Source organism: Microbacterium sp. EYE_78 (assembly GCF_023149035.1).
Taxonomy (GTDB): Bacteria; Actinomycetota; Actinomycetes; order Actinomycetales; family Microbacteriaceae; genus Microbacterium.
In genome coordinates this window covers 1,316,478-1,339,317 of record NZ_JAHXMY010000002.1, presented here as the reverse complement: position 1 = coordinate 1,339,317, position 22,840 = coordinate 1,316,478, and the positions used below count along the sequence as shown (strand labels likewise).

Genomic DNA, 22,840 nt, shown 5'->3' with positions numbered 1-22,840 from the left:
GTCGTGCAGATCGTCGGCTTCATCGCCGGGATCCTCAACACGCTGCTCCTCATCTATGTGCTGTTCCTCCTGGCACGGCTGGTGTTCGAGTACATCCCGATGTTCAACCGCGAGTGGCGCCCGCGCGGCGGGTGGCTGGTGGTCGCTGAAGTCGTCTTCACGGTGACCGATCCGCCGCTGAAGTTCTTCCGCCGCTTCATTCCGCCGCTGCGCATCGGCCCCATCGCCCTGGACCTCGCGTTCCCGATCACGATGCTGCTCTGCTTCGTGCTCCTGTCCATCACGCAGGCGCTCACTCGTCTGTGACCGTCCGCGGTCAGGCCCTCGTCGCACGCTCGACGGGGGCCGACTATGCTGGCGAGGTACGGCTCGCGCCATGCGGGTCTTCATCGACCGGCCCGCTTACCGCGCCCCGCAAGAGGCCTGAGCCCCGAAAGAGGAAAGACACATGCCTTTGACCCCCGAAGACGTCGTCACGAAGCAGTTCCAGCACGTCCGGTTCAAGGAGGGCTTCGACCCGGACGAGGTCGACGACTTCCTCGATGAGATCGTCGTCGAGTGGCGCAAGGCGCTGGCTGAGAACGAGGAGCTCAAGGCGAAGCTCGCCGCGTACGAGTCCGGTGAGACCCCCGCTGCCGAGGCAGCTCCGGCCGCGCCCGAGACCGAGGTCGTCTCCGAGGTCCCCGCGACCCCCGAGCCCGCCGCCGAGTCCTCGGCCGCGCCGGTCGCCGCCTCCGCAGGCATCATCGAGCTCGCGCAGCGTCTGCACGACGAGCACGTCGCCGAGGGCAAGGCGCAGAAGGAGAAGCTCGTCTCCGAGGCCCAGACCGAGGCAGATGCCATCCTCAACGAGGCCCGCACGAAGGCCCGCGACGAGATCACGCGTCTCGAGAGCGAGCGCGGCACCCTCGAGGCCCGCATCAGCGAGCTGCGTCAGTTCGAGCGCGACTACCGCGTCCAGCTCCGCAGCTTCATCGAGGAGAAGCTCCGCGACCTCGACGTAGCGGGCACCTCGGGCTCGACGCCCATCAGCGCGTCCTGACGACCCCGACCTTGTCGAGCCGGACGTCCGCATCGCGGACGACACTGCGCGCTGCAGCGGCCGGCACCACCATCGCGATGCTCGCGGCGGTGGTGCTGGCCGCTGATCAGTTCACCAAGTACCTCGCGCTGGAGAACCTCCCGGAGCGCGAGACCGTCCCCGTCCTGGGTGACTTCCTGCAGCTCTACCTGACGTTCAACCCCGGCGCGGCGTTCTCGCTGGGCGAGGGCGTCACGTGGGTCTTCACGCTGGTCCTCGCCGCCGCGGCGGTCACCATCGTCGTGCTGGCGGTCACACGCGTCCGCTCCCGGGCGTGGGCGGTCGTCCTCGGGCTGCTGCTGGGCGGCATCCTCGGCAACCTGACCGACCGTCTCTTCCGCGACCCGGGGTTCCTCGTCGGACACGTCGTCGACTTCATCCACACTCCGTGGATGTGGCTGGGGTTCCCGTCGGCGATCTACAACATCGCCGACATGTTCATCGTCACGATGATGATCGGCGTCGCGGTGCTCGTCCTCCTCGGTCTGCGGTTCGACGGGACGCGCGAGAAGGATGCCTCCCGCACCGCGCCGGCGTCCGCGCCCGGTGCCGAACGCGATGCCCAGCCGTAGTCTCCCCGTCCCGGACGGGCTCGACGGCACGCGCGTCGACGCGGCGCTGGCCAAGCTCCTCGGGTTCTCACGCACCTTCGCCGCGGAAGTCGCCGAGCGCGGGGGAGTGCAGCTCGACATGCGGCCGGTCGGCAAGTCCGACAAGCTCGTCGCCGGCGCCTGGCTGCAGGTGGAGTGGGAGGACAAGCGGGGTCCGGAGATCGTGCCGATCGCGGTCCCCGACCTCGGGATCGTGCACGACGACGACGAGATCGTGGTCGTCGACAAGCCGGCGGGCGTCGCCGCGCACCCGTCCCTGGGGTGGGAGGGGCCGACCGTCGTGGGCGCACTGGCGGCAGCGGGCTTCCGTATCGCCACATCCGGGGCACCGGAGCGACAGGGCGTCGTGCACCGCCTCGACGTCGGCACGAGCGGCCTCATGGTCGTCGCCAAGACGGAGCGCTCCTACAGTGCGCTGAAGCGCGCGTTCAAGGAGCGCGAGGTCGACAAGATCTACCACGCCGTGGTGCAGGGGCATCCCGACCCCTTGGTCGGCACGATCGATGCGCCGATCGGCCGGCATCCCAGTCACTCGTGGAAGTTCGCGGTGACCCCGGACGGCAAGGATTCCGTGACGCACTACGAGACGCTCGAGGCGTTCCCGCGTGCCTCGCTGCTGGAGGTGCATCTCGAGACGGGGCGCACGCACCAGATCCGCGTGCACATGGCGGCGCACCGGCATCCGTGCGTCGGTGATCCTCTGTACGGGAGCGACCCGACCCTCGCGCAGCGGCTCGGGCTCACGCGCCAGTGGCTGCACGCGCACGAGCTGTCGTTCGCGCACCCGGCCACCGGTGGCTGGTCGACGTTCCGGTCCGAGTACCCGGCCGACCTCGCCCACGCGCTGGAGATCCTTCGCGAACAGTGACGACGTCGGGAGTGCACGGCATCCTGGTGCCATGACCATCGACGTCCGCCCCGCGACCTCCTTCGATGACGTCGCGACGATGGTGGGACCGAAGCGTGCCGACGCCAATGTGTGCTGGTGCCTGAGCTATCGGCTGCCCGGCCGTGAGCACCGATCGCTGTCCGGCCCGGCTCGAGGCGAGCGGATGCGCGAGCTCATGGTCGATGGCCCGCCCGGTGTCCTCGCGTACGACGGCGACGAGGTCGTCGGCTGGGCGGCGGTGCACCGGCGCGCCGACACGTCGTTCGCGAAGAACCGGCTCATCCCGCGCATCGACGATCTCGATGTCTGGTCGGTCTGGTGCATCCGCGTCCGCCCGGGCCATCGCGGCGAGGGCATCGCTCACGCGCTCCTCGCGGGCGCGGTGGAGTTCGCCCGTTCCGAGGGTGCGCCCGCGGTGGAGGGGTATCCGGTCGACAACGGCGGCGAGAGGGTCGATCTCACGATGGCGTACGTCGGCACGCGAAGCCTGTTCGAGCGTGCCGGATTCGCGAAGGCCGCGGACACCGGATCGGTGCTCAACGGGTTCCCGCGTGTGCTGATGCGCCTCGATCCGCGCTGAGGGTCAGCGCCCGCCGGCGAAGCTCGCGGGGTCGTCCTCGGCGATGGCGAGCGCGATCTTGCGCACGTGGGTCTGATCGACCTCGACGAGCTCGCCGAGACCGAACCAGCCCACGTCGGTGAGCTCGCCGTCCGATGGATGCGGTTCGCCCGACACCCAGTCGCACCGGAAGACCAGGTCGAGGTAATCGACCTGGTCGCCGTTGGCGTACACGATACGGGGGACCTGCTGCACCGCTGCCAGACGCGTCGCGCGCACGACGACCCCCGCCTCCTCGAAGCACTCCCGCACGGCGGCGTCGGCGGGTTCTTCGCCGGGATCGACGATGCCGGAGACCGGCTGCCACGAGCCGTTGTCTGCGCGTCGCCCGATGAGGACCTTCTCGTCGCGGAACACGATCGCGGTGACGCCGACGAGGGGAAGCGGGTCGTTCCCGATCTTCTCGCGCAGGGTGAGGACGAACTCGGGAGTGGCCATGCCGACCAGCCTAGGTCCCGTGTCGGACCCGGAACGTAGACTCGATCCGTGGCATCCGACTCCTTCGTTCATCTGCACGTCCACAGCGAATACTCGATGCTCGACGGGGCCGCGAAGATCGGCGCGATGACGCAGGCAGCCGCTGAGTACGGGATGCCGGCGATCGCCGTCACCGACCACGGCAACACGTTCGCGGCGTTCGAGTTCTATCGCGCTGCCAAGGCTGCGGGTGTCAAGCCGATCGTCGGTCTCGAGGCGTACGTCACGCCCGGAACGCACCGCAGCGACAAGTCCCGCGTGGCGTGGGGATCGCCCGATCAGAAGAGCGACGACGTCTCGGGATCCGGCGCCTACACCCACATGACGATGTGGAGCCAGAGCACAGAGGGCATGCACAACCTCTTCCGGTTGAGCTCGCTCTCCAGCATCGAGGGCTACTACTTCAAGCCGCGCATGGACCGCGAGCTCCTGCAGACCTACGGCAAGGGGCTCATCGCGACGACCGGATGCCCCTCCGGAGAGGTGCAGACCCGTCTGCGGCTCGGACAGTACGAGGCGGCCCGCGCCGCGGCCGCCGAGTTCCAGGACATCTTCGGCAAGGAGAACTACTTCGCCGAGATCATGGACCACGGCCTCTCGATCGAGCGTCGGGTGATGACTGACCTCATCCGGCTGTCGAAGGACCTCGACATCCCGCTCGTCGCGACGAACGACTCCCACTACACGCACCAGCACGAGGCCGACGCGCACGAGGCGCTGCTGTGCGTCCAGTCCGGTTCGACGCTCGACGACCCGAACCGCTTCAAGTTCGACGGCGACGGGTACTACATCAAGACGGCGCAGGAGATGCGTCAGATGTTCCGCGACCACCCCGAGGCGTGCGACAACACCCTGCTGATCGCCGAGCGCTGCGAGGTGGAGTTCAACACCTCCGCCAACTACATGCCGCGGTTCCCAGTGCCCGACGGCGAGACCGAGGACAGCTGGCTCATCAAAGAGGTCGAGGCGGGGCTGCACTACCGGTACCCAGGCGGCATCCCCGACCGCGTCCGCAAGCAGGCCGAGTACGAGACCGGGATCATCCTGCAGATGGGCTTCCCCGGGTACTTCCTCGTCGTCGCCGACTTCATCAACTGGGCGAAGGACAACGGCATCCGCGTCGGTCCCGGTCGAGGCTCCGGTGCCGGCTCGATGGTCGCCTACGCGATGCGCATCACCGATCTCGACCCGCTCGAGCACGGCCTCATCTTCGAGCGGTTCCTGAACCCCGACCGCGTGTCCATGCCCGACTTCGACGTCGACTTCGACGACCGTCGCCGTGGCGAGGTCATCGACTACGTGACCGAGAAGTACGGCTCCGAGCGCGTCGCGCAAATCGTCACCTATGGGACCATCAAGTCGAAGCAGGCACTGAAGGATGCCGGTCGCGTCCTCGGCTTCCCGTTCTCCATGGGCGAGCGCCTCACCAAGGCCATGCCCCCGCCCGTGATGGGCAAGGACATGGAGCTCGGGGGCATGTTCGACGCGAAGCATCCCCGGTACAAGGAGGCGAGCGAATTCCGCTCGCTGATCGACACCGACCCCGAGGCGAAGACCGTCTTCGACCGAGCTCTCGGCCTCGAAGGGCTGAAACGCCAGTGGGGCGTCCACGCCGCCGGTGTCATCATGTCGAGCGAGCCGCTGATCGACATCATCCCGATCATGCGCCGCGAGCAGGACGGCCAGATCGTCACCCAGTTCGACTATCCGTCGTGCGAGACCCTCGGTCTCATCAAGATGGACTTCCTCGGGCTCCGGAACCTCACGATCATCTCGGACGCGCTCGACAACATCCGCACCAACCGCGGTGAGGAGCTCGACCTCGAGCACCTCGAACTCGAGGACCGAGCGGCCTACGACCTCCTGAGCCGTGGTGACACGCTCGGCGTCTTCCAGCTCGACGGCGGACCGATGCGATCGCTGCTGCGTCTCATGAAGCCCGACAACTTCGAGGACATCTCGGCCGTCATCGCGCTGTACCGCCCGGGTCCCATGGGCGCCAACTCGCACACCAACTACGCGCTCCGCAAGAACGGCGTCCAGCCGATCACCCCGATCCACCCGGAGCTCGAAGAGCCGCTGCGGGACATCCTCGACACCACCTACGGCCTGATCATCTATCAGGAGCAGGTCATGGCGATCGCGCAGAAGGTGGCCGGCTTCTCGCTCGGTCAGGCGGACATCCTGCGTCGCGCGATGGGCAAGAAGAAGAAGTCCGAGCTCGACAAGCAGTACGAGGGCTTCTCCGGCGGCATGAAGGAGCGCGGCTTCGGCGAGGCCGCCATCAAGGCGCTGTGGGACATCCTGCTCCCCTTCTCGGACTACGCGTTCAACAAAGCCCACTCCGCCGCCTACGGCCTCGTCTCCTACTGGACGGCGTACCTCAAGGCCCACTATCCCGCCGAGTACATGGCGGCGCTGCTCACCAGCGTCGGCGACTCGAAGGACAAGATGGCGGTGTACTTGAACGAATGCCGTCGCATGGGTATCCGGGTCCTGCCGCCGGACGTGGGGGAGTCCATCCGGTTCTTCGCCGCCGTCGGTGAGGACATCCGCTTCGGCCTCGGCGCCGTGCGCAACGTCGGAACGAACGTCGTCGACGGCATCGTCTCGGCCCGCGCGGACGGCCCGTACACGAGCTTCCACGACTTCCTCACGAAGGTGCCGGTCCACGTCGCCAACAAGCGCACCGTCGAGTCCCTCATCAAGGCCGGCGCCTTCGACACCCTCGGCGCCACGAGGCGTGCGCTCGTCGAGATCCATGAGGACGCCGTCGAGCAGGCCGTGCTCGACAAGCGGCGCGAGGCGAACGGCGAGGTCGGCTTCGACTTCGACAGCCTCTGGGGCGACGACGAGCCCCAGCAGGTGGCCCGCGTTCCCGAACGCCCCGAGTGGACGAAGAAGGACAAGCTCGCGTTCGAGCGCGAAATGCTCGGCCTGTACGTCTCCGACCACCCCCTCGCGGGTCTCGAGATCCCCCTCGCGAAGCACGCGTCGACCTCGATCCACGATCTGCTCGTGTCCGAGGACATCTCCGACGGCGACATCGTCACGGTCGCGGGTCTCGTCACCAGCGTCCAGCATCGCGTCGCCAAGCAGAGCGGCAATCCGTACGGCATGATCACCGTCGAGGACTTCGACGGTGAGGTCACCGTCATGTTCATGGGCAAGACGTACACCGAGTTCCAGTCGATGCTGCAGGCCGATTCGATCCTCGTCGTGCGGGGTCGCGTCTCGCAGCGGGACGACGGACGGAATCTGCACGGACAGTCCGCCTTCTCCCCGGACCTCGGTTCGACGGATGCCGCCGGGCCGCTGGTGCTCCTGTTGCCCGAGCATCGCGCGACCGAGACCACGATCGGCGAGCTCGCCGCGGTCTTCGGCCGCCACCCGGGGTCGACCGAGGTGACGCTCAAACTGCACAAGGGCGGGTCCGCGAAGGTGTTCGAGGTGCCGGCGCAGGTCGGGGTGACCGTCGATCTGTACGGTGAGCTGAAGGGCCTGCTCGGGCCCCAGTGTCTCGGCTGACAGCCCACGGGGCGCGCCTCCGCAACCCCCGGAACCGCATCGACCCGCGGGGTAGGATCGCAGGCGGCGCTGAGCGGCGCTGTTCGGAAGGAGCATCGTGACCGACGAGAAGACCACCCCCGGTACCCCGGATGAGCGTGCGACCGGCATCGACGATCTCGGTGACACGGTCGTGCGAGAGCCGGCGCGCCCCATTGAAGAGGCCCCGGTCTCCGAGACCGAGACGCAGGCGTACGACTTCCGCACGGATGCCGCCGAGGCGCCCGTCGCGTCGGATACCGTCGACTCGACCGCGGTGTACGAGGACCCCGCGCCGCGGACCGAGGATGCTGCGCTCACCGAGTCCGAGCCGGTCGCCGGGACGGACACCGGCGCGGCGGACCATGCCCCCGCCCAGGAGAGCCACCACATCCCACCGCAGTACGGCATCGGTCCGTTCTCGCTCCGCGAGGTCTCGCTCCTCGGCGTCTGGGCGTTGGCCTTCCTGTTCTCCTTCTTCCCGCTCTACGCGGACGGGCAGTTCGCGCGCGCGTTCGGCGGTGAGACCGTCTGGACCTCCGGCATCGACTGGGTCCTGTCGATCGGAGCGCCGACGGCCGCGGTCTTCCTCATCGTGCTGCGCCGATTCTCGCCCGACGGCATCCGTCGGGTCGGGTCGCTCGGCATTGATCAGTTCGCCTCCGTGGTGTTCTCCGTCTCCGCAGTCATCTGGCTCGGCTGGCTCTGGAACAACATCGCGCGCGGCGCGGCGACCGGCGTCTGGGTCAACAGCTGGGTCGTCTGGGCCGAGGTCCTCCTGATGGCTGCCGCCGTCGCCCTGACCGTCCTCGCCCCCTTCATCCCGCCCTTCCACGAGGACTTCCTGCACCGGCCCGACGCCGAGGCGCACCGCGTCGCTCGTCGCGCGCGACCCGTCGTCGCCCGGCCCGTGTCCGAGGCGCGCTACACGATGGCCGCGCCGTCGGTGGACCCGGAGCCCGCGCCCTTCACGGAGCCCGACGTGGAAGAGGAGCCCGTTGCGGCGCAGGCGCCGTCCCACCAGGCGTTCTGGGCGCTCGCGCCGGTCGAGCGCGACGTGGTCGATGAGAACGGCATCCCGCTGTTCCGGATCGGTCCGACCGCCTGGGCGCTCGTCATCGAGGACCGCGGGGACTCGTTCGTCGTGCGTCACGAGGACGGCCGCATCGGCTACCTCAACGACGTCTCGGGCGTCACGCGGGGCTGAGCCGCCGGTACCCTGGAGGGATGCTCCGCACGATCGACCTGCGCGGCCGCGCGTCCGCTCCGTCCGACCTGCTGGCCGCAGTACCCCGCGCCGCCGCCGCCCGCGATGAGGCCTTGGCGACCGCCGCAGCCGTGGTCGCCGACGTCGCGGCGCGCGGCGAGGACGCGCTCCGCGAGCAGGCCGAGCGGTTCGACGGCGTCGCCGGACACGCCGTCCGGGTGCCCGAACAGCACGTGGACGATGCGCTGGCAGCCCTGGATCCCGCGATCCGTGCGGCGCTCGAGACGGCGATCGACCGCGTTCGCCGCGCATCCGCGGCCCAGGTCCCGGCGCCGGTGGTCACGGAGATCGGTCCGGGCGCCCGGATCGAGCAGCACTGGCGGCCCGTACGTCGCGCGGGCGTCTACGTTCCCGGCGGCAAAGCGGTGTATCCGTCGAGCGTCGTCATGAACGTGGTCCCCGCTCAGGTCGCAGGTGTGACGCAGGTGGCGCTCGCGTCGCCGCCGCAGCGCGACCACGACGGGCGCGTGCACCCCGTCATCCTCGCCGCCGCCCGCCTGCTCGGCGTCACGGAGGTCTACGCCATGGGAGGCGCCGGCGCGATCGGTGCGTATGCGCACGGCGTCGGATCGCTCGGCCTCGACCCCGTCGACGTCATCTCGGGACCCGGCAACAACTTCGTCGCCCTGGCTAAACGCGTGGTCGCGGGGATGGTCGGCACCGATTCGGAGGCTGGTGCCACGGAGATCCTGGTGGTCGCGGACGCCTCGGCGGACGCCGGACTCATCGCCGCCGACCTCATCAGCCAGGCGGAGCACGACGAGCAGGCCGCAGCAGTGCTGGTCACGGACTCCGAAGAGCTCGCCGACGCCGTCGCTGCCGAGGTCGACGTGCGCGCGCGCCGCACCATGCACGCCGCGCGGATCGCACAGGCCTTCGCGGGTCCGCAGTCCGCCGTGGTGCTCGTCGACGACATCGAGACGGCGACCGCCTTCAGCAACGCCTACGCGCCCGAGCACCTCGAGCTGCACCTGCGCGACCCCCGTCCCGCCGACTTCGTCAATGCGGGCGCCGTCTTCGTGGGGCCATGGACGCCGGTGAGCCTGGGCGACTACCTCGCAGGCAGCAACCACGTGCTGCCCACGGGGGGACAGGCCCGCTACGCCGCCGGCCTGTCGGCATCCACCTTCCTCCGTCCGCAGCAGGTGATCACCTACGACCGCGATGCGCTCGCGCAGGTGCGCGACGAGATCGTCACGCTCGCGAACGCCGAGGTGCTGCCGGCGCACGGCGAGGCCGTCACGGCACGCTTCGACGCGTAGGCTGGATGCCGCCATGCACTGCCCGTTCTGCCGTCACTCCGACTCCCGCGTCATCGACTCGCGCACGAGCGACGACGGTCTCAGCATCCGTCGCCGACGTCAGTGCCCCGAGTGCGGCGGGCGTTTCTCGACCATCGAGACGGCGAGCCTCAACGTCATCAAGCGGTCCGGCGTCATCGAGCCGTTCAGCCGCGAGAAGGTCATGTCCGGCGTCCGCAAGGCCTGCCAGGGGCGGCCGGTGACCGAAGCCGACCTGGCGATGCTCGCCCAGGCCGTCGAGGAATCCGTACGCCAGACGGGCGTCTCGCAGATCGACACCAACGAGATCGGTCTCGCCATCCTCGGGCCGCTGCGGGCGCTCGACCAGATCGCCTACCTGCGCTTCGCGAGTGTGTACCAGGCGTTCGAGACGCTGGAGGACTTCGATGACGCCATCGCGTTGCTCCGCGCCGATCGTGCGCAGCTGCGCGAGCAGGCCGACGCCTGACACGACCGCACGGCCTGCGACGTCGGATGGGGCGGGGATGTCCGACTGGATAGGCTGGCAGCGATGTATCGCCTTCTCTTCGACCTCGTCCTGCGACGCACCGACCCCGAGGTCGCGCACCACCTCGGTATGGCCGTCATTCGAGCGGCTGGTACTCCGCCCTTGTCCCTGCTGGCACGGGCGCTCACGAAGCCGGCACCGTCCCTGCGGACGCAGGCCCTCGGGCTGACGTTCGACTCGCCGTTCGGCATCGCCGCCGGGTTCGATAAGAACGCCCTGGGCGCGATCGGCCTGTACGCGCTCGGGTTCGGCCACATCGAGGTCGGCACCGTCACAGCGATCGCGCAGGACGGCAATCCGAAGCCGCGACTGTTCCGTCTCCCCGCCGACCGGGCGCTCATCAACCGGATGGGGTTCAACAACGACGGCGCCGAGGTCGTCGCGGCGCGCCTCGCGCGGATGCGTCGTCGTCGTCGGCGTCCGGTGCTCGGCGCGAACATCGGCAAGTCCCGCGTCGTCGACGTCGCGGACGCGACGGCGGACTACGTCGCGAGCACGCGCCTCGTCGCGCCCGTCGCCGACTACCTCGTCGTCAACGTCTCCTCGCCGAACACGCCGGGACTGCGCGGTCTGCAGGCGGTCGAGACCCTGCGTCCGCTGCTCACGGCGGTGAAGGATGCCGCCGGCACGACGCCGTTGCTGGTGAAGATCGCTCCCGACCTCACCGATGACGAGATCGACGGCATCTCCGCGCTCGCGGTCGACACGGGGCTGGACGGCATCGTGGCCACGAACACGACGATCGCTCGGACCGGACTGACCACCGATGCCGCACGCGTCGAGGCCATGGGCGCCGGAGGCCTGTCCGGGGCGCCGCTGCGGGAGCGCTCGCTCGAGGTGCTCCGCCGCGTGCGCGCCGCGGTCCCGGCGGACTTCTGCGTCATCGCCGCCGGGGGAGTGGAGACGGCGGCGGACGTCCGAGAGCGGCTCGCCGCGGGCGCCGACCTCGTCCAGGGCTACAGCGCCTTCATCTACCGCGGACCGCTGTGGGGGCGGCAGATCAACCGCGGACTCGCGCGCTGAGCTCCGGCATCCGCGCCATGGACGAAGGGGCCCCGCACCTGTCGGTGCGGGGCCGTCGTGGTCTTCGAAGTCAGCTCGGGTAGTCGCCGCGCTTGACCTGCGGCTTGGGCAGGCGCATGAATCGCATCTGCACCGATCGCATCGCCGCGTACCAGCCGAGGCCCTTCTCGCGCCGGTCGCCCCACTTCGCCGCCGCCAGCTTCTTCACCTTGCGGCTCAGCAGGATCATGTCGGCGACGACGAAGAGGATGTAGGCCCAGAGCCCGACGTAGGAGTAGAAGACGACGGCGTTATTGGGCACGAGGGCCATCAGGATGACGATGACGAGGAGCGGCATCACCAGCTCACCGAAGTGCCACCCGGCATCCGTGTAGTCACGGGCGAACCGACGCTGCGGTCCGCGGTCGCGCGGCGTCAGGTAGCGCTCGTCGCCGGCGGCCATGCCGATGCGGGCCTTCTCGCGCTGCGCAGCGAGGTCCGCCTTCGCCCGCGCACGCGCCTCCTTCGTGTTGGCGACCAGCGGACGCTTGCGAGCCGCTTCCTGCTCGGCGCGCGTGGGCGTCGGGCGGTTCTTGCCCGGCCCGCTCGGCGCGTCGGGTGCGGTGTCGGCGGGGGGCGGTGTCTTGGCCACGGGGGAGGTCCTCGGCGATCGGCGGAAAAGCGTGCCACATAAGATTACCCGCATGACCTCCGACTCCTCTCGATCCGAGGCGGTGCGCGAGGCGGCTCTCGGCGCGGTCCCCGCCGCAATTGCCGACCTCGGCGCGCTCGTCCGCATCCCTTCCGTCGCCTTCCCCGGCTTCGACCGCGCCGAAGTCCAGCGGAGCGCGGATGCGGTCAAGGCGCTGGTCGAGGACCTCGGGTTCTTCGACCGCGTCGAGGTGAAGACCGCGGTCATCCCCGAGACGGGCGAAGAGGGGATGCCGGCGGTGCTGGCCTCGCGCTCCGCGCGGGGCGGCAAGCCGACCATCCTCCTCTACGCGCACCACGACGTGCAGCCCGTCGGCGATGAGGACCTCTGGCAGTCGCCGCCCTTCGAGCCCACCGTGCGGGACGGCCGCATCTACGGTCGCGGCGCGGCCGATGACAAGGCGGGCATCATGGCGCACCTCGGCGCGCTCCGCGCGCTCACCGAGGTGCTGGGCGACGACGTCGACCTCGGGGTGAATCTCTTCTTCGAAGGCGAGGAGGAGGCGGGATCCGCATCCTTCGCGCAATTCCTGAGCGACAACGCGGATGCGCTCCGTTCCGACGTGATCGTCGTCGCCGACTCCGGCAACTGGGACTCGGAGACGCCGGCGCTGACCGTGTCGCTGCGCGGCAACGTCCGCTTCACGCTGGACATCGAGACGCTCGACCACGCCTCGCACTCCGGCATGTTCGGGGGAGCGGTGCCGGACGCGATGATGGCGACCGTTCGCCTGCTGGCCACGCTGTGGGATGAGGACGGGGCGGTCGCGGTCGAGGGGCTGACGGCTCGGGATGCCGAGACTCCGCCGTACTCCGAGGGGACGCTCCGCAGCGAGGCCGGTCTGCCCGACGGCGTCTCGCCGATCGGCCGGGATTCGATCCTGAGCCGCATCTGGAACAAGCCGTCGATCACCGTCACCGGCATCGACGCGCCGAGCGTGCGCAATGCGTCGAACACGTTGAGTCCGAAGGTGAGCGTCGTCATCAGCACACGCGTCGCGCCCGGCCAGGAGGCCCGCGAGGCCTTCGGTGCCATCGAGCGGCACCTGCGCGCCCACGCCCCCTTCGGGGCGAAGCTGGCGTTCCGCGACGTCGACTTCGGCGACCCGTTCCTCGTCGACACCTCGGGATGGGCGGTCGCGCAGGCGCGCGACGCACTGGAGCGCGGGTACGGACGCCCCGCGGTCGACATCGGGGTGGGCGGATCGATCCCGTTCATCGCGGACCTCGTCCGCGAGTTCACCGGCGCGCAGATCCTCGTGACCGGTGTCGAGGACCCGCACGCGCGGGCGCACAGCCCGAACGAGTCGCTCCACATCGAGACGTTCCGGAACGCACTGGTGTCGGAGGCCCTGCTCCTCGAATCGCTGGACCGGACGCTCCGCTGACCCCGCCGGGCCGTAGAATCGAAACAGCCCGCCGCCCCCGTTCCTGAAGAGCATTGGCGGCCCGACCCCATGGGAGAGCCATGACCGACATCGCCACCCAGACCACCGAGACCGCTCCGGCCCACGGCGTCGCCCTCACCGAGGCCGCCGCGCTGAAGGTCAAGAGCCTCCTCTCGCAGGAGAACCGCGACGACCTGCGCCTGCGCGTCGCCGTCCAGCCCGGCGGGTGCTCGGGTCTGATCTACCAGCTCTACTTCGACGAGCGTTACCTCGACGGTGACCAGACCGTCGATTTCGACGGCGTCGAGGTCATCGTGGACGACATGTCGGTGCCGTACCTGGAGGGTGCGCAGATCGACTTCAAGGACACGATCTCCGAGCAGGGCTTCACGATCGACAACCCCAACGCCGCCGGCAGCTGCGCCTGCGGTGACAGCTTCCACTGATCCATCCCGGGTCCCCTCCGCGGCGGCCGGCATCCTGAGCGGATGGCCGGAATCCCGTAAGAGGTTGCCCTAGACTGGCATGAGTCTGACCTTCATGTCCCCGAAAGGTGCACCGTGCGCGTCAACCGCCGACTCCGTTGGGTAGCTCTCCCGCTCGCGATCGCCTCCGCGGTCGCGCTTGCGGCCTGCAGCCCCACGACAGCGAACGGCTTCCTCCCCGGCTTCGACGAGGAAGGCGGACAGGCGACGAACCACACGTCGATGATCGCCGGGCTCTGGACGACCTCGTGGATCGTCGTCCTCGCCGTCGGCGTCATCACGTGGGCGCTCATGGGGTGGGCGGCGATCGCCTACCGCCGCCGCAAGGGGCAGTCGGGCCTGCCGGTGCAGCTGCGCTACAACATGCCGATCGAGATGTTCTTCACGATCGCGCCGGTCATCCTCGTCCTCGGCTTCTTCGCCTTCACGGCTCGCGATCAGGCGATCATCGAGACGCAGCACGAGAACCCCGACGTCTGCATCACCGCGATCGGCAAGCAGTGGGCGTGGGACTTCCAGTACAACGGCAACAGCTGCGAAGAGACCGACGACGCCGTCTGGACCATGGGTGTGCAGGCGCAGACCGACGCCGAGGGCAACATCACCAACGAGATCCCCGAGCTCGTCCTGCCGGTGAACCAGGAGGTGACGCTGCAGCTCGAGTCGCGCGACGTCATCCACTCGTTCTGGATCATCGACTTCCTCTACAAGAAGGACATGTACCCGGGCCGCGACAACTACTGGTCGTTCATCCCCACCAAGGAGGGTGAGTACACCGGCAAGTGCGCGGAGCTCTGCGGCCAGTACCACTCGATGATGCTCTTCAACGTGAAGGTCGTCTCCGAGGCCGAGTATGCCGACTACATCGCCTCGCTCGAAGCAGCCGGTCAGACCGGCGACATCGACGACGCCTACGACCGTCTCCAGAACGCGCCCGGCACCGGCGCGGCCGACGCTGAAGGAGAGAGCAACTGATGGCCACCATCACGCCTCCGGCCCCGACGCTGCCCCCTCGTCAGGCGGCGCTGCTGAGCAGCTCGCGCGTCGAGCACAAGGGCAACATCGTCGTCAAGTGGATCACCTCCACCGACCACAAGACCATCGGGTACATGTACCTGATCGCCTCCGTGCTGTTCTTCATGCTCGGCGGCGTCATGGCGCTGATCATCCGCGCCGAGCTGTTCGAGCCGGGTATGCAGGTCGTGCCGACCAAGGAGCAGTACAACCAGCTGTTCACGATGCACGGCACGATCATGCTGCTGATGTTCGCGACGCCGCTGTTCGCCGGCTTCGCCAACGCGCTGCTCCCGCTGCAGATCGGTGCCCCCGACGTCGCGTTCCCGCGACTGAACGCGTTCGCCTTCTGGCTCTTCACGTTCGGCTCGACCATCGCGGTCGCCGGCTTCCTCACCCCGCAGGGCGCAGCCGCCTTCGGATGGTTCGCCTACCAGCCGCTGGCGGGCGAGAGCTTCAGCCCGGGTGCCGGTGGTGACCTGTGGATGCTGGGCCTCGGCATGAGCGGTTTCGGCACGATCCTCGGTGGCGTCAACTTCATCACCACGATCATGACGATGCGCGCCCCCGGCATGACGATGTGGCGGATGCCGATCTTCAGCTGGAACACGCTGGTCACGAGCATCCTGATCCTAATGGCGTTCCCCGTGCTCGCAGCGGCGATCTTCGCCGCAGCGGCCGACCGCATCCTCGGTGCCCACATCTACGACCCGGCCAACGGTGGCGTCCTGCTCTGGCAGCACCTGTTCTGGTTCTTCGGGCACCCCGAGGTGTACATCATCGCGCTGCCGTTCTTCGGCATCGTGTCGGAGATCTTCCCGGTCTTCAGTCGCAAGCCGATCTTCGGCTACAAGACGCTCGTCTACGCGACGATCGCGATCGCCGCGCTGTCGGTCTCGGTCTGGGCGCACCACATGTACGTCACGGGCGCCGTCCTGCTGCCGTTCTTCGCGCTGATGACCATGCTCATCGCGGTCCCGACGGGCGTGAAGATCTTCAACTGGATCGGCACGATGTGGCGTGGATCGATCACGTTCGAGACCCCGATGGTGTTCGCCCTCGGCTTCCTCGTGTCGTTCGTCTTCGGTGGTCTGACCGGCATCATCCTGTCCTCGCCGCCGCTCGACTTCCACGTGTCGGACTCGTACTTCGTCGTCGCGCACTTCCACTACGTCGTGTTCGGCACCGTCGTGTTCGCGATGTTCGCTGGCTTCTACTTCTGGTGGCCGAAGTGGACCGGCAAGATGCTGAACGAGCGCCTCGGCCTCGTGCACTTCTGGCTGCTGTTCATCGGCTTCCACATGACCTTCCTCATCCAGCACTGGCTCGGCGCGGACGGCATGGTCCGCCGCTACGCGGACTACTCGGCAGCCGATGGCTGGACGTGGCAGAACCAGGTGTCGACGGTCGGGTCGATGATCCTCGCGGCGTCGATGATCCCGTTCCTGCTGAACGTCTGGATCACCGCTCGTACCGCACCCAAGGTGACCGTGAACGACCCCTGGGGCTACGGCGGTTCGCTCGAGTGGGCGACCAGCTGCCCGCCGCCGCGCCACAACTTCACGTCGATCCCGCGCATCCGCAGCGAGCGGCCCGCGTTCGACCTGAACCACCCCGAAGCCGGCATCCCCGTCGGCGTGGGTCCTGCGAAGGACGCACCCGACGCCCCGGTGGTCGATCTGACGAACGGTGAGGTCAAGTAAGTGAAGACCAACGTCAACCTGTGGTGGGTCCTCGCGGCCTTCTTCGGTCTCGTCGCCGTCGTCTACGTCGGCTGGAACATCCTTGCCCACCCGCAGCTGCCGGTTTTCAACCGGATCGAGTGGGTCGGCTCCGTCGGACTCGTCTTCGTCACGATGATGGCGGCCATGATCGCCTTTTACTCGAGCCGTGTCGAGAAGGCTCAGGGCGGCACGCTGCCCGAGGACTCCCTGACGGCCGACATCGATGACGGTGACCCCGAGATGGGTGAGTTCTCGCCGTGGTCCTGGTGGCCGCTCGTGCTCGCGGGTTCGGCTGCGATCGCCTTCATCGGCCTCGCGGTCGGCGAGTTCATGATCCCGATCGGTGTCGGCATCTTCGTGGTCGCCATCGTCGGCTGGGTCTACGAGTACTACCGGGGCTACTTCGCCCGCTGATCGCCGATGCGATTCCGGGCGGGTATCCACTCCGACGTCGGAGCGTTCCGTGACGTCAACCAGGATGCCGCCTTCACGACGCCGTTCGCCGCTGCTGTGGCGGACGGCGTCGGCGGTGGTCCCTCGGGTGACCTCGCCTCAGCAGCGCTCGTTCACCGGCTGATCACGCAGCGGGGTCCGCTGCGTGACGCGGCCTCCCTCGTCGAGCGCCTCCGCGGTGCGAACTGGGATCTCGGCGCACACGTCCGTCGTGACCAGACCCTGACGGGCATGGCGACCACGCTCACGGGGGTGTGGCTCACCGCGGACGGCGAGCTCGTCGTCGCCCATACCGGCGATTCCCGCGGGTACCTGCTCCGGGGAGGCGAGCTCACCCGCGAGACCCGTGACGACTCCTTCGTTCAGGCCCTGGTCGACCAGGGCCTCGTTGCGCCGGAGGATGCCTGGCGTCACCCGCGCCGCAACATCATCACCGCCTCGTTGCGCGGCGACGAGGACGATGTGATCCACGTCGAGACCCGCGGGGTCGCAGCGGGCGACCGGTGGCTGCTGTGCAGCGACGGCGTGACCGACTACGTGCCCGAGGCGGACATCGCCGGCCTGTTGCGCGCTGTGCCGGATCCCGTCGCAGCGGCCCGAGGCATCGTCGATCTCGCCCTCGAGGCTGCCTCGCGCGACAACGTCACCGCAGTCGTGTGCGACGTGGTGCCGTCCGACGCCGAGATCGCGTCCACCCCCGTCGTTGCGGGTGCAGCAGCCTCGCGGTACCCCGAGGTGCTCGAAGACGGCCTGGCGACGGCCTGAGCGTCTCCGGCGCGGTCAGGCGCCGACGGCAGCATCCGTGCGGACGACCATGACGAGCGGATCGAACGTGCGGGGCAGCGGGCCCGATGCGGCATCGACGGGCAGCCCCTCCCGAGCCCAATACTCGAATCCGCCGATCATCTCGCGAACCGAGTAGCCGAGCTTCGCGAATTCGACGGCGCCGCGTGCTCCGCCGTTGCATCCGGGACTCCAGCAGTACACGACGACGGGGGTGTCGATCGGGATCTCGGATGCCGCTCGTGTCGCGATCTCACGGTGCGGCATGTGAACGGCTCGGCGGGCGTGGCCTTGGGCCCATGCCTCGTCGCCCCGCACATCGACGAGGACGACGTGCTGCCCGTCCTTCTGCGCGTCGTAGACGTCGCTCGGGTCGGTCTCGTGGCGGAGCTTGTTCTCGAAGTAGGAGAGGGTCGACGTCGGGGGAGGAGTCATGTCTCGACGCTAGGGGATGACGAAAGCGGCGGGGTCCGACCTCTCGGTCAGACCCCGCCGCTTTCCTGCCAAGGAAGATCAGTCGCTCGTGCGGCCGTCCTTCTTCTCGCGGGGTTCGTCGACGACGATGATGTTCGAGGGGCGGTTGGCCGTCTCGGGGTTGTGACCGTCGTCGATGGGGTGCAGCGGAGCGTTCGGGACTCCGGCGCGCTCGTGGGCGCCGCGGATTTCCTCCTGCTCCTCGTGCTCGATGTGGTCCAGCTCGTGGTGCTGGTGGGCGATGGCCGCATCCACCTCCGCCTGCGTGACGGGGGAGAGGCGGTCCTCGAAGAACCAGCGCGACAGCGAGGCGCGCACGTTCTGGTGCCACGGGATGCGACCGTTGTCGTTCGGGCGCACCACGAGCGGCTCGTGGATCTCGAAGTCGATCAGCTTGACCCGCTCGTAGGCGTCGACGGGCTGGTGGACCTCGATGTACTCGCCACCAGGCAGTCGGACGATGCGGCCGGACTCGTAGCCGTGCAGGGCGATCTCGCGGTCCTTCTTCTGCAGCGCGATCGCGATCCGCTTCGAGACGAAGTACCCGATGACCGGGCCCACGATCAACAGAGCCTGCAGTGCGTGGATGACCCCCTCCATCGTCAGCGAGAAGTGCGTCGCGATGATGTCCGACGAGGCCGCAGCCCAGAGCACGGCGTAGAAGATCACACCGGCCACACCGATGGCGGTGCGGGTCGGGGCGTGACGGGGACGCTGGGCGATGTGGTGCTCGCGCTTGTCGCCCGTGATCCACGCCTCGATGAAGGGGTAGATCGCGACGATGACGATGAACAGACCCAGGACGATGAGCGGCAGCAGGATGCCGAACGACCAGGTGCGGTCGAACAGGACGATGTCGAGGTTCGACGGTGCGAGTCGCAGCGCGCCGTCCGCGAAGCCGATGTACCAGTCGGGCTGGGTTCCGGCGGACACGGGCGACGGGTCGTACGGACCGTAGTTCCAGATCGGGTTGATCGTGAACATCGACGCGATGAGCACGAGGACGCCGAACGTGATGAACAGGAACCCGCCCATCTTCGACATGTAGATCGGCACCATCGGGTAGCCCACGACGTTGTCGTTCGTGCGGCCCGGGCCGGCGAACTGCGTGTGCTTGTTGATGATCATCAGCATCAGGTGGATCGCGATGAGGGCGATGAGGATCAACGGCAGCAGCAGGATGTGCAGCGTGTACAGACGTCCCACGATCGCCATGCCCGGGAACTCCCCGCCGAACAGCAGGTACGAGGTCCACGTGCCGATCAGCGGGATGCCCTTGATCATGCCGTCGATGATGCGGAGACCGTTGCCCGAGAGCAGATCGTCGGGGAGGGAGTACCCGGTGAAGCCGAGGGCCATGGCCAGGATGAACAGTACGAAGCCGACGACCCAGTTGAGCTCGCGCGGCTTGCGGAACGCGCCGGTGAAGAAGACGCGCAGCATGTGCACGCCGATCGCGGCGATGAACAGCAGGGCAGCCCAGTGGTGCAGCTGGCGGACCAGCAGACCACCGCGGAGGTCGAACGAGATGTTGAGGGTCGACTCGAGCGCCGCCGACATCTCGATCCCGCGGAGCGGCAGGTACGCGCCGTTGTAGTGGGTGGGGGCCATCGACGCCTCGAAGAAGAAGGTCAGGAACGACCCCGAGAGGAAGACGACGACGAAGCTCCAGAGGGCGATCTCGCCCAGCATGAAGGACCAGTGATCGGGGAAGATCTTCCGGCCGATCTCCTTGACGATGCCCGAGATGCTCGTGCGCTCGTCGAGGTAGTTGGCGGTGGCGCCGATGAAGCGCCCGCCGAGGGGCTTGTCGGCCGGCTTGGCGAGGGTGGATGCCGGCGCTGATTCAGTCGCGGTGCTCAATGACGCTCCCAGAAGCTGGGCCCAACGGGCTCTTCGAAGTCGCGCTGGGCGACGAGGTAGCCCTCTGCGTCCACAGTGATCGGCAGCTGGGGGAGCGGGCGGGCGGCCGGGCCGAAGATGACCTCGGCGCCGCGCGACACGTCGAACTGCGACTGGTGACAGGGGCACAGAAGATGGTGGGTCTGCTGCTCGTACAGCGCGACGGGGCATCCGACGTGCGTGCAGACCTTGGAGTACGCGACGATCCCGTCATATGCGAAGTCGGGTCGGTTGTACTCGGCGGGCATCTGCTCCGGGAGCAGACGCATCAGCAGGACGATCGCCTTCGCCTTCTCCTCGAGGTAGCCGTCGAGGTGGTCGACGTCCTTGAGGGACTCGGGGATCACGTGGACGGCCGACCCGAGGGCGACGTCCGCAGCGCGGATGGGGAGGCCGGAGGGGTCGTGCGCGAGGCGCTCGCCCTCCTTCCACATCGTGTGCTTCAGCAGCGCGACGGGATCGCCGACGTTGGGGTGCTCGGGGTTGTTCGAGCCGTGCGGCGCCAGGCCGCGGAACAGCGTCACGCCCGGGACGATCGAGGCGACCAGAGCGGCGATGAGGCCGCCGCGGATGGCCGTGCGTCGACCGAAGCCGGATTCCTCGTTGGCCTCACGGAACACGTCGACGGCCGCGGCGCGGGTCGACTCCTGACCGCGCGTGCTGTGACGGGCTTCGACGTGCTCACGGTCGGGCATGATCGCCTTCGACCAGTGGATGGCCGCGATGCCGATGGCCAGCAGAGCGAAGCCGATGCCCAGACCGATGAAGAGGTTGTTGCTGCGGATCGCGCCGAACTCGCCGCTCTCGATCGGGAACAGGATGTACGCGGCGACGGCCCAAAGGCTCGCGGCGAGAGAGATGTAGAACAGCGTGTAGACGGTCCGGACGGCGCGCGCCATGGCGGCCGGGTCCTTGTCGGTCATCCGCTCGCGGTGCGGCGGCAGACCGGGGTTCTGCACGGGGTCGGCGACCGCGACGACGAGTCCCGACGAAGGCTGAGCCTTCTCGAGCGCCTGCGGCTCTTCCTCGTGTGACATTGTGCTCCTCGCCTTGGAAATTCTTTACGTCAGTGGTGGATCAGTTGGACTTCGCGGTGATCCACACGCAGATGCCGATCAGCGTGCCGATGCCGAAGATCCAGATGAACAGGCCCTCGGAGACCGGACCCAGCGAGCCGAGCGTGAACCCGCCGACGGGCTCGCTCTTCTGCAGGTACATCAGGGACGAGATGATGTCGCGCTTCTCGTCCTGGGTCAGCGTCATGTCGTTGAAGACGGGCATGTTCTGGGGGCCGGTGACCATGGCCGCGTAGATGTGCAGCGGGCTGGTCTTGGTGAGGGCGGGGGCGTACTTGCCCTCGGTGAGCGCGCCACCAGCAGCGGCGACGTTGTGGCACATGGCGCAGTTGATGCGGAACAGCTCGGCACCCTCGGTGAGGTCGCCCTCGCCGTCGAGGATGCGGTCGTCCGGGTAGCTCGGACCGGGGGCGACGGACTGCACGTACGACGCCATCGCACGGGTCTGCGCCTCGGTGAACTGCGGCGACTTCTGCGGAGCCTGGGGGCCCTGAGCCTGGAGCGGCATGCGACCGGTCGCGACCTGGAACTCGACGGAGAGCTCACCGACGCCGTAGAGCGAGGGTCCGTCGTCCGTGCCTTCGAGGTTCAGGCCGTGGCAGGTGGCGCAGTTCGCCTGGAACAGCTTCTTGCCGTCCTCGACCGTCAGCGCCGACGCCGAATCGCTCGGCTCGGTCGACGCCATCGCCGCGGAGGCGCCGGCGTAGATGCCGCCCGTGAGCAGGAGTCCGACGCCGATCAAGGCGGCGGCTGCCCACTTGCTGCGGCGGCCCGTCTGCCGACGCGGGGTCTTGGATGCCATGGAGGAACTCAGCTCCGCTCTCTGTTACCGGATGAAGTAGATGACGGCGAAGAGGATGATCCACACGACGTCGACGAAGTGCCAGTAGTACGACACGACGATCGCGGAGGTCATCTCCTTGCGGCCGAAGTTCTTGACCGCGAACGCCCGCCCGATCACGAGCAGGAAGGCGATGAGGCCACCCGTCACGTGCAGGGCGTGGAATCCGGTCGTGATGTAGAAGGCCGATGCGTAGGAGTCGGCGCTGATGGGCATGCCTTCGAAGACGAGCGTGGCGTACTCCCACACCTGGCCCGAGACGAAGACGGCACCCATGATGAAGGTGAGGTAGAACCACTCGACCATGCCCCATTTGCGGAAGTCCCAGATGGATCCGCGGCGGTAGGGCTGGAAGCGCTCCGCGGCGAAGACGCCGGCCTGCGCGGTGAAAGACGACAGCACCAGGATGAGGGTGTTCACCGCGGCGAACGGGATGTTCAGCAGCTCGGTGCGGGATGCCCACAGCTCGGGGGAGGTGTTGCGGATCGTGAAGTAGATGGCGAACAGGCCCGCGAAGAACATCACCTCGCTGCCGAGCCACACGATCGTGCCGACAGCCACCGGATCCGGTCGTTTCACCGAACGCAGTGCCTGGTTGTATGTCGCGGGAGTGGTCGTCACGCTCCCCATTATGGCCGATATTCGGGGAGGGTTTCGCATTCCTGAAGGTACTCGTGCCTTTCCGCAG

General features: G+C 68.2%; 23 protein-coding genes. 16 read left to right on the top strand and 7 right to left on the bottom strand.

What is annotated here, in order from left to right:
- Window positions 1–3 precede the first annotated feature (3 nt).
- From KZX17_RS13650 to KZX17_RS13630, 5 genes are all read left to right on the top strand, one after another.
- A complete protein-coding gene (locus KZX17_RS13650; RefSeq protein WP_248174604.1) occupies window positions 4–306 on the top strand; it encodes a YggT family protein in 303 nt (100 codons plus the stop codon).
- 142 nt (window positions 307–448) lie between these two features.
- Window positions 449–1,042: a DivIVA domain-containing protein gene (locus KZX17_RS13645; RefSeq protein ID WP_248174603.1), complete on the top strand. Its 594-nt coding sequence runs from the start codon at window positions 449–451 to the stop codon at window positions 1,040–1,042.
- 11 nt (window positions 1,043–1,053) lie between these two features.
- The gene (lspA, locus tag KZX17_RS13640; protein WP_248174602.1) at window positions 1,054–1,653 is read left to right on the top strand and encodes a signal peptidase II; all 600 of its coding nucleotides are present in this window, start codon (window positions 1,054–1,056) and stop codon (window positions 1,651–1,653) included.
- Window positions 1,640–2,560 carry an RluA family pseudouridine synthase gene (locus KZX17_RS13635; protein WP_248174601.1) on the top strand — a complete coding sequence of 307 codons (921 nt, stop codon included), beginning with the start codon at window positions 1,640–1,642 and terminating at the stop codon, window positions 2,558–2,560. The genes lspA and KZX17_RS13635 overlap by 14 nt, the downstream gene beginning before the upstream one ends.
- Window positions 2,561–2,591: 31 nt before the next feature.
- Window positions 2,592–3,161: a GNAT family N-acetyltransferase gene (locus tag KZX17_RS13630; RefSeq protein WP_248174600.1), complete on the top strand. Its 570-nt coding sequence runs from the start codon at window positions 2,592–2,594 to the stop codon at window positions 3,159–3,161.
- Between the two features lie 3 nt (window positions 3,162–3,164).
- Here the strand turns inward: KZX17_RS13630 and KZX17_RS13625 are convergent, their stop codons facing one another.
- Window positions 3,165–3,638 (bottom strand): NUDIX domain-containing protein, encoded by a 474-nt coding sequence (locus KZX17_RS13625; protein WP_248174599.1) that lies wholly within the window; start codon window positions 3,636–3,638, stop codon window positions 3,165–3,167.
- A 48-nt stretch (window positions 3,639–3,686) separates the two neighbouring features.
- Here KZX17_RS13625 and dnaE point away from each other — a divergent pair, with 48 nt between their 5' ends.
- The 5 genes from dnaE to KZX17_RS13600 all read left to right on the top strand — a co-directional run bounded on the left by dnaE (window position 3,687) and on the right by KZX17_RS13600 (window position 11,322).
- Window positions 3,687–7,205 carry a DNA polymerase III subunit alpha gene (dnaE, locus tag KZX17_RS13620; RefSeq protein ID WP_308194623.1) on the top strand — a complete coding sequence of 1,173 codons (3,519 nt, stop codon included), beginning with the start codon at window positions 3,687–3,689 and terminating at the stop codon, window positions 7,203–7,205.
- 97 nt (window positions 7,206–7,302) lie between these two features.
- On the top strand, window positions 7,303–8,430 hold the full coding sequence (locus tag KZX17_RS13615) for a hypothetical protein (RefSeq protein WP_248174598.1): 1,128 nt from the start codon (window positions 7,303–7,305) through the stop codon (window positions 8,428–8,430).
- A gap of 20 nt (window positions 8,431–8,450) precedes the next feature.
- Complete coding sequence (hisD, locus tag KZX17_RS13610; RefSeq protein ID WP_248174596.1) at window positions 8,451–9,752, top strand: histidinol dehydrogenase; 1,302 nt, start codon at window positions 8,451–8,453, stop codon at window positions 9,750–9,752.
- Between the two features lie 13 nt (window positions 9,753–9,765).
- Window positions 9,766–10,239 carry a transcriptional regulator NrdR gene (gene nrdR / locus KZX17_RS13605; RefSeq protein WP_248174594.1) on the top strand — a complete coding sequence of 158 codons (474 nt, stop codon included), beginning with the start codon at window positions 9,766–9,768 and terminating at the stop codon, window positions 10,237–10,239.
- Window positions 10,240–10,302: 63 nt separating this feature from the next.
- Window positions 10,303–11,322, top strand: a complete 1,020-nt coding sequence (locus tag KZX17_RS13600; RefSeq protein ID WP_248174592.1) for a quinone-dependent dihydroorotate dehydrogenase — start codon at window positions 10,303–10,305, stop codon at window positions 11,320–11,322.
- A 70-nt stretch (window positions 11,323–11,392) separates the two neighbouring features.
- On the opposite strand, the gene KZX17_RS13595 is transcribed toward KZX17_RS13600, so the two are convergent.
- Complete coding sequence (locus KZX17_RS13595; RefSeq protein ID WP_248174591.1) at window positions 11,393–11,953, bottom strand: DUF3043 domain-containing protein; 561 nt, start codon at window positions 11,951–11,953, stop codon at window positions 11,393–11,395.
- A 52-nt stretch (window positions 11,954–12,005) separates the two neighbouring features.
- Between KZX17_RS13595 and KZX17_RS13590 the strand changes: the two genes are divergently transcribed.
- The 6 genes from KZX17_RS13590 (at window position 12,006) to KZX17_RS13565 (ending at window position 17,841) form a co-directional block, all read left to right on the top strand.
- Window positions 12,006–13,400: a dipeptidase gene (locus KZX17_RS13590; protein WP_248174589.1), complete on the top strand. Its 1,395-nt coding sequence runs from the start codon at window positions 12,006–12,008 to the stop codon at window positions 13,398–13,400.
- Between the two features lie 80 nt (window positions 13,401–13,480).
- The gene (erpA, locus tag KZX17_RS13585; protein WP_248174587.1) at window positions 13,481–13,846 is read left to right on the top strand and encodes an iron-sulfur cluster insertion protein ErpA; all 366 of its coding nucleotides are present in this window, start codon (window positions 13,481–13,483) and stop codon (window positions 13,844–13,846) included.
- Window positions 13,847–13,960: 114 nt separating this feature from the next.
- Window positions 13,961–14,860, top strand: a complete 900-nt coding sequence (coxB, locus tag KZX17_RS13580) for a cytochrome c oxidase subunit II (RefSeq protein ID WP_248174585.1) — start codon at window positions 13,961–13,963, stop codon at window positions 14,858–14,860.
- On the top strand, window positions 14,860–16,602 hold the full coding sequence (gene ctaD, locus KZX17_RS13575; protein ID WP_248174583.1) for a cytochrome c oxidase subunit I: 1,743 nt from the start codon (window positions 14,860–14,862) through the stop codon (window positions 16,600–16,602). Before coxB ends, ctaD begins: the two co-directional genes overlap by 1 nt.
- Entirely contained in the window at window positions 16,603–17,037 is a 435-nt protein-coding gene (locus KZX17_RS13570; RefSeq protein ID WP_248174581.1) for a cytochrome c oxidase subunit 4, read from the top strand.
- A gap of 6 nt (window positions 17,038–17,043) precedes the next feature.
- On the top strand, window positions 17,044–17,841 hold the full coding sequence (locus tag KZX17_RS13565) for a PP2C family serine/threonine-protein phosphatase (protein ID WP_248174579.1): 798 nt from the start codon (window positions 17,044–17,046) through the stop codon (window positions 17,839–17,841).
- A 15-nt stretch (window positions 17,842–17,856) separates the two neighbouring features.
- Here KZX17_RS13565 and KZX17_RS13560 read toward each other — a convergent pair whose 3' ends face one another.
- The 5 genes from KZX17_RS13560 to KZX17_RS13540 form a co-directional block, all read right to left on the bottom strand.
- On the bottom strand, window positions 17,857–18,294 hold the full coding sequence (locus KZX17_RS13560; RefSeq protein WP_248174577.1) for a rhodanese-like domain-containing protein: 438 nt from the start codon (window positions 18,292–18,294) through the stop codon (window positions 17,857–17,859).
- A gap of 78 nt (window positions 18,295–18,372) precedes the next feature.
- Entirely contained in the window at window positions 18,373–20,196 is a 1,824-nt protein-coding gene (locus KZX17_RS13555) for a cytochrome bc complex cytochrome b subunit (RefSeq protein WP_248174575.1), read from the bottom strand.
- Entirely contained in the window at window positions 20,193–21,272 is a 1,080-nt protein-coding gene (locus KZX17_RS13550; protein WP_248174573.1) for a ubiquinol-cytochrome c reductase iron-sulfur subunit, read from the bottom strand. The genes KZX17_RS13555 and KZX17_RS13550 overlap by 4 nt, the downstream gene beginning before the upstream one ends.
- Before the next feature lie 40 nt (window positions 21,273–21,312).
- Window positions 21,313–22,113 carry a c-type cytochrome gene (locus KZX17_RS13545; RefSeq protein ID WP_248174571.1) on the bottom strand — a complete coding sequence of 267 codons (801 nt, stop codon included), beginning with the start codon at window positions 22,111–22,113 and terminating at the stop codon, window positions 21,313–21,315.
- 24 nt (window positions 22,114–22,137) lie between these two features.
- Complete coding sequence (locus tag KZX17_RS13540; protein ID WP_248174569.1) at window positions 22,138–22,782, bottom strand: heme-copper oxidase subunit III; 645 nt, start codon at window positions 22,780–22,782, stop codon at window positions 22,138–22,140.
- Between the last annotated feature and the right edge of the window lie 58 nt (window positions 22,783–22,840).

Excerpts from the sequence above, each read along its gene's own strand:
- KZX17_RS13545 (WP_248174571.1), bottom strand. The coding sequence starts at position 22,113 with ATGGCATCCAAGACCCCGCGTCGGCAGACGGGCCGCCGCAGCAAGTGG.
- KZX17_RS13550 (WP_248174573.1), bottom strand. The coding sequence starts at position 21,272 with ATGTCACACGAGGAAGAGCCGCAGGCGCTCGAGAAGGCTCAGCCTTCG.
- KZX17_RS13540 (WP_248174569.1), bottom strand. The coding sequence starts at position 22,782 with ATGGGGAGCGTGACGACCACTCCCGCGACATACAACCAGGCACTGCGT.
- KZX17_RS13590 (WP_248174589.1), top strand. The coding sequence starts at position 12,006 with ATGACCTCCGACTCCTCTCGATCCGAGGCGGTGCGCGAGGCGGCTCTC.
- KZX17_RS13565 (WP_248174579.1), top strand. The coding sequence starts at position 17,044 with ATGCGATTCCGGGCGGGTATCCACTCCGACGTCGGAGCGTTCCGTGAC.
- erpA (WP_248174587.1), top strand. The coding sequence starts at position 13,481 with ATGACCGACATCGCCACCCAGACCACCGAGACCGCTCCGGCCCACGGC.
- hisD (WP_248174596.1), top strand. The coding sequence starts at position 8,451 with ATGCTCCGCACGATCGACCTGCGCGGCCGCGCGTCCGCTCCGTCCGAC.
- KZX17_RS13635 (WP_248174601.1), top strand. The coding sequence starts at position 1,640 with ATGCCCAGCCGTAGTCTCCCCGTCCCGGACGGGCTCGACGGCACGCGC.
- KZX17_RS13625 (WP_248174599.1), bottom strand. The coding sequence starts at position 3,638 with ATGGCCACTCCCGAGTTCGTCCTCACCCTGCGCGAGAAGATCGGGAAC.
- KZX17_RS13600 (WP_248174592.1), top strand. The coding sequence starts at position 10,303 with ATGTATCGCCTTCTCTTCGACCTCGTCCTGCGACGCACCGACCCCGAG.
- ctaD (WP_248174583.1), top strand. The coding sequence starts at position 14,860 with ATGGCCACCATCACGCCTCCGGCCCCGACGCTGCCCCCTCGTCAGGCG.
- nrdR (WP_248174594.1), top strand. The coding sequence starts at position 9,766 with ATGCACTGCCCGTTCTGCCGTCACTCCGACTCCCGCGTCATCGACTCG.
- KZX17_RS13645 (WP_248174603.1), top strand. The coding sequence starts at position 449 with ATGCCTTTGACCCCCGAAGACGTCGTCACGAAGCAGTTCCAGCACGTC.
- KZX17_RS13560 (WP_248174577.1), bottom strand. The coding sequence starts at position 18,294 with ATGACTCCTCCCCCGACGTCGACCCTCTCCTACTTCGAGAACAAGCTC.
- KZX17_RS13630 (WP_248174600.1), top strand. The coding sequence starts at position 2,592 with ATGACCATCGACGTCCGCCCCGCGACCTCCTTCGATGACGTCGCGACG.